Source organism: Chryseobacterium sp. CBo1 (assembly GCF_001693475.1).
Taxonomy (GTDB): Bacteria; Bacteroidota; Bacteroidia; order Flavobacteriales; family Weeksellaceae; genus Chryseobacterium; species Chryseobacterium formosense.
Genome location: NZ_MAUH01000068.1, coordinates 1 through 515 on the forward strand (window position 1 = coordinate 1; position 515 = coordinate 515).

General features: G+C 41.7%; 1 pseudogene. It reads right to left on the reverse strand.

The features are described from left to right. Nucleotides 1-338: pseudogene (locus tag BA768_RS19615) on the reverse strand (RagB/SusD family nutrient uptake outer membrane protein); the annotation flags it as partial. Between the last annotated feature and the right edge of the window lie 177 nt (nt 339-515).

Genomic DNA, 515 nt, shown 5'->3' on the forward strand with positions numbered 1-515 from the left:
GCCGTCCAGAAAGAGTTCACAGGAATACTGGAATCAATCAGCGTATTGTTAAAAATCTCAGGAAAACCATTATTGGTTGCCGTCGTATGATACGTCAGGTCATCAGTATACATTCCCAAAAGCCTTCCCGACTGATCCCCGGATACTGGGGAATTATCAAAAAGCCCCGCATACAGCGCAGACAACGCTGCATTGGCAGTCTGCACATCATTAAACACATCCTCAGTATCAATCTGATTCTGGGGAAGGTCAGTTTCGATCATCTTTTCACAGGATACACAAGCCGTTATCAAACATAAAGCTCCCGCCAAATTCAATATATAAATCAATAATTTCATTATTTTTTTCTATTAAGGTTAAAAAGGATTTTAAGATTACAGTGACAATGTTGCACCGAAAGAATACGTCCTCAAAGGCGGCAGAAAGCCCACCGAACTAAACTCAGGATCAACCCCGAAGTATTTCGTCCACGTATACAGGTTCTGTCCCTGAAAATAAAGCTTCACTTCCCGGAA